We start from the raw sequence: 5,296 nt of genomic DNA, 5'->3' as shown, positions 1-5,296 counted from the left end.
GTGATGCGGGTGGCACACACAGCGAGGACGCTGTGAACGGGAAGCCTATTCCGCTTCCTGTTCCGCTCTCGTGTGTGTTACCGGGATAACCCGGAAACATTCACGGAGAGTTTGATCCTGGCTCAGGACGAACGCTGGCGGCGTGCTTAACACATGCAAGTCGAACGATGAAGCCCTTCGGGGTGGATTAGTGGCGAACGGGTGAGTAACACGTGGGCAATCTGCCCTGCACTCTGGGACAAGCCCTGGAAACGGGGTCTAATACCGGATATGACACACGACCGCATGGTCTGTGTGTGGAAAGCTCCGGCGGTGCAGGATGAGCCCGCGGCCTATCAGCTTGTTGGTGGGGTAATGGCCTACCAAGGCGACGACGGGTAGCCGGCCTGAGAGGGCGACCGGCCACACTGGGACTGAGACACGGCCCAGACTCCTACGGGAGGCAGCAGTGGGGAATATTGCACAATGGGCGAAAGCCTGATGCAGCGACGCCGCGTGAGGGATGACGGCCTTCGGGTTGTAAACCTCTTTCAGCAGGGAAGAAGCGCAAGTGACGGTACCTGCAGAAGAAGCGCCGGCTAACTACGTGCCAGCAGCCGCGGTAATACGTAGGGCGCAAGCGTTGTCCGGAATTATTGGGCGTAAAGAGCTCGTAGGCGGCTTGTCACGTCGGATGTGAAAGCCCGGGGCTTAACCCCGGGTCTGCATTCGATACGGGCAGGCTAGAGTTCGGTAGGGGAGATCGGAATTCCTGGTGTAGCGGTGAAATGCGCAGATATCAGGAGGAACACCGGTGGCGAAGGCGGATCTCTGGGCCGATACTGACGCTGAGGAGCGAAAGCGTGGGGAGCGAACAGGATTAGATACCCTGGTAGTCCACGCCGTAAACGTTGGGAACTAGGTGTGGGCGACATTCCACGTCGTCCGTGCCGCAGCTAACGCATTAAGTTCCCCGCCTGGGGAGTACGGCCGCAAGGCTAAAACTCAAAGGAATTGACGGGGGCCCGCACAAGCAGCGGAGCATGTGGCTTAATTCGACGCAACGCGAAGAACCTTACCAAGGCTTGACATACACCGGAAACGTCTGGAGACAGGCGCCCCCTTGTGGTCGGTGTACAGGTGGTGCATGGCTGTCGTCAGCTCGTGTCGTGAGATGTTGGGTTAAGTCCCGCAACGAGCGCAACCCTTGTTCTGTGTTGCCAGCATGCCCTTCGGGGTGATGGGGACTCACAGGAGACTGCCGGGGTCAACTCGGAGGAAGGTGGGGACGACGTCAAGTCATCATGCCCCTTATGTCTTGGGCTGCACACGTGCTACAATGGTCGGTACAATGAGCTGCGATACCGCAAGGTGGAGCGAATCTCAAAAAGCCGATCTCAGTTCGGATTGGGGTCTGCAACTCGACCCCATGAAGTTGGAGTTGCTAGTAATCGCAGATCAGCATTGCTGCGGTGAATACGTTCCCGGGCCTTGTACACACCGCCCGTCACGTCACGAAAGTCGGTAACACCCGAAGCCGGTGGCCCAACCCCTTGTGGGAGGGAATCGTCGAAGGTGGGACTGGCGATTGGGACGAAGTCGTAACAAGGTAGCCGTACCGGAAGGTGCGGCTGGATCACCTCCTTTCTAAGGAGCACTTCTTACCAAGCCTGGCTTGGTCAGAGGCCAGAACACCGGCGAATGTCCGGTGCTGGTTGCTCATGGGTGGAACGTTGACTACTCGGCACACTCGGTTGGTGGATCACTAGTACTGCTTCGGCGTGGAACGTGGATCATCAGATGAGGGTGTCGGGCACGCTGTTGGGTGTCTGAGGGTGCGAGCGCTGCTCGCCCTTCAAACGCCGGCCCCAGTGAACTCGCCGAGTGTGGCGGGGTGGTGGGTGGCTGGTCGTTGCTTGAGAACTGCACAGTGGACGCGAGCATCTGTGGCCAAGTTTTTAAGGGCGCACGGTGGATGCCTTGGCACCAGGAACCGATGAAGGACGTGGGAGGCCACGATAGTCCCCGGGGAGCCGTCAACCAGGCTTTGATCCGGGGGTTTCCGAATGGGGAAACCCGGCAGTCGTCATGGGCTGTCACCCATACCTGAACACATAGGGTATGTGGAGGGAACGCGGGGAAGTGAAACATCTCAGTACCCGCAGGAAGAGAAAACAACCGTGATTCCGGGAGTAGTGGCGAGCGAAACCGGATGAGGCCAAACCAGTCACGTGTGATACCCGGCAGGGGTTGCGTGGCTGGGGTTGTGGGATCTCTTTTTCACAGTCTGCCGGCTGTGAGACGAGTCAGAAACCGTTGGTGTAGGCGAAGGACATGCGAAAGGTCCGGCGTAGAGGGTAAGACCCCCGTAGCTGAAACATCAACGGCTCGTTTGAGAGACACCCAAGTAGCACGGGGCCCGAGAAATCCCGTGTGAATCTGGCGGGACCACCCGCTAAGCCTAAATATTCCCTGGTGACCGATAGCGGATAGTACCGTGAGGGAATGGTGAAAAGTACCGCGGGAGCGGAGTGAAATAGTACCTGAAACCGTGTGCCTACAAGCCGTGGGAGCGTCGCGCAAGAACTTGTTCTTGCGTCGTGACTGCGTGCCTTTTGAAGAATGAGCCTGCGAGTTTGCGGTATGTTGCGAGGTTAACCCGTGTGGGGAAGCCGTAGCGAAAGCGAGTCCGAATAGGGCGTTGAGTAGCGTGCCCAAGACCCGAAGCGGAGTGATCTAGCCATGGGCAGGTTGAAGCGGAGGTAAGACTTCGTGGAGGACCGAACCCACCAGGGTTGAAAACCTGGGGGATGACCTGTGGTTAGGGGTGAAAGGCCAATCAAACTCCGTGATAGCTGGTTCTCCCCGAAATGCATTTAGGTGCAGCGTCGTGTGTTTCTTGCCGGAGGTAGAGCACTGGATAGGCGATGGGCCCTACCGGGTTACTGACCTTAGCCAAACTCCGAATGCCGGTAAGTGAGAGCGCGGCAGTGAGACTGTGGGGGATAAGCTCCATGGTCGAGAGGGAAACAGCCCAGAGCATCGACTAAGGCCCCTAAGCGTGTGCTAAGTGGGAAAGGATGTGGAGTCGCAGAGACAACCAGGAGGTTGGCTTAGAAGCAGCCATCCTTGAAAGAGTGCGTAATAGCTCACTGGTCAAGTGATTCCGCGCCGACAATGTAGCGGGGCTCAAGCACACCGCCGAAGTCGTGTCATTGCGATATTACTCCTAACGGGGATCGTGATGGGTAGGGGAGCGTCGTGTGCCGGGTGAAGCAGCGCCGGAAGGTAGTTGTGGACGGTTCACGAGTGAGAATGCAGGCATGAGTAGCGATACACACGTGGGAAACGTGTGCGCCGATTGACTAAGGGTTCCTGGGTCAAGCTGATCTGCCCAGGGTAAGTCGGGACCTAAGGCGAGGCCGACAGGCGTAGTCGATGGACAACCGGTTGATATTCCGGTACCCGCTTTGAAGCGTCAAACATCGAATCAGGCGATGCTAAGTCCGTGAAGCCGCCCTGAGCTCTTCGGAGCGTAGGGGAGTGGTGGAGCCGACGGACCAGACTTGTAGTAGGTGAGTGATGGGGTGACGCAGGAAGGTAGTCCAGCCCGGGCGGTGGTAGTCCCGGGGTAAGGGTGTAGCCCGTGCGGTAGGTAAATCCGTCGCACATTAAGGGTGAGACCTGATGCCGAGCCGATTGTGGTGAAGTGGATGATCCTATGCTGTCGAGAAAAGCCTCTAGCGAGTTTCATGGCGGCCCGTACCCTAAACCGACTCAGGTGGTCAGGTAGAGAATACCGAGGCGTTCGGGTGAACTATGGTTAAGGAACTCGGCAAAATGCCCCCGTAACTTCGGGAGAAGGGGGGCCATTGCTGGTGATGAGTCTTGCACTCTGAGCTGGTGGTGGCCGCAGAGACCAGCGAGAAGCGACTGTTTACTAAAAACACAGGTCCGTGCGAAGCCGTAAGGCGATGTATACGGACTGACGCCTGCCCGGTGCTGGAACGTTAAGGGGACCGGTTAGCTCCATTTCGGTGGGGCGAAGCTGAGAACTTAAGCGCCAGTAAACGGCGGTGGTAACTATAACCATCCTAAGGTAGCGAAATTCCTTGTCGGGTAAGTTCCGACCTGCACGAATGGCGTAACGACTTCTCGACTGTCTCAACCATAGGCCCGGTGAAATTGCACTACGAGTAAAGATGCTCGTTTCGCGCAGCAGGACGGAAAGACCCCGGGACCTTTACTATAGCTTGATATTGGTGTTCGGTTCGGCTTGTGTAGGATAGGTGGGAGACTGTGAACTCGTCACGCCAGTGGCGGGGGAGTCGTTGTTGAAATACCACTCTGGTCGTGCTGGATGTCTAACCTGGGTCCGTGATCCGGATCAGGGACAGTGTCTGGTGGGTAGTTTAACTGGGGCGGTTGCCTCCTAAAGAGTAACGGAGGCGCCCAAAGGTTCCCTCAGCCTGGTTGGCAATCAGGTGTTGAGTGTAAGTGCACAAGGGAGCTTGACTGTGAGACTGACGGGTCGAGCAGGTACGAAAGTAGGGACTAGTGATCCGGCGGTGGCTTGTGGAAGCGCCGTCGCTCAACGGATAAAAGGTACCCCGGGGATAACAGGCTGATCTTCCCCAAGAGTCCATATCGACGGGATGGTTTGGCACCTCGATGTCGGCTCGTCGCATCCTGGGGCTGGAGTCGGTCCCAAGGGTTGGGCTGTTCGCCCATTAAAGCGGTACGCGAGCTGGGTTTAGAACGTCGTGAGACAGTTCGGTCCCTATCCGCTGTGCGCGTAGGAGTCTTGAGAAGGGCTGTCCCTAGTACGAGAGGACCGGGACGGACGAACCTCTGGTGTGCCAGTTGTCCTGCCAAGGGCATGGCTGGTTGGCTACGTTCGGAAAGGATAACCGCTGAAAGCATCTAAGCGGGAAGCCTGCTTCGAGATGAGGACTCCCACCCCCTTTGAGGGGTTAAGGCTCCCAGTAGACGACTGGGTTGATAGGCCAGATATGGAAGCCCGGTAACGGGTGGAGTTGACTGGTACTAATAGGCCGAGGGCTTGTCCTCAGTTGCTCGCGTCCACTGTGTTTGTTCTGAAGTAACGAACTCGCCTTTTCCGGCTGGAGTTCAGCTTTATAGTGTTTCGGTGGTCATAGCGTTAGGGAAACGCCCGGTTACATTTCGAACCCGGAAGCTAAGCCTTTCAGCGCCGATGGTACTGCAGGGGGGACCCTGTGGGAGAGTAGGACGCCGCCGAACAATTTTTCAGCTCCGGTCCCTGAACCCTTGTGGTTCAGGGACCGGAGCTTTTTTG

At 57.3% G+C, this 5,296-nt stretch carries 3 rRNA genes; all 3 read left to right on the top strand.

What is annotated here, in order from left to right:
* Positions 1-99: 99 nt before the first annotated feature.
* Positions 100-1,626, top strand: a 16S ribosomal RNA gene (locus tag A6A06_RS18640).
* A gap of 301 nt (positions 1,627-1,927) precedes the next feature.
* Positions 1,928-5,049 (top strand): 23S ribosomal RNA (locus A6A06_RS18635).
* Between the two features lie 75 nt (positions 5,050-5,124).
* Positions 5,125-5,241 (top strand): 5S ribosomal RNA (gene rrf, locus A6A06_RS18630).
* The 16S, 23S and 5S rRNA genes sit together here, the layout of an rRNA operon.
* Positions 5,242-5,296 lie beyond the last annotated feature (55 nt).

Origin of the sequence: Streptomyces sp. CB02923 (genome assembly GCF_001905005.1) — a bacterium.
GTDB lineage: Bacteria > Actinomycetota > Actinomycetes > Streptomycetales > Streptomycetaceae > Streptomyces.
Note: the sequence above shows the minus strand (reverse complement) of the source record. Positions and strands in the feature narration are given on the sequence as shown.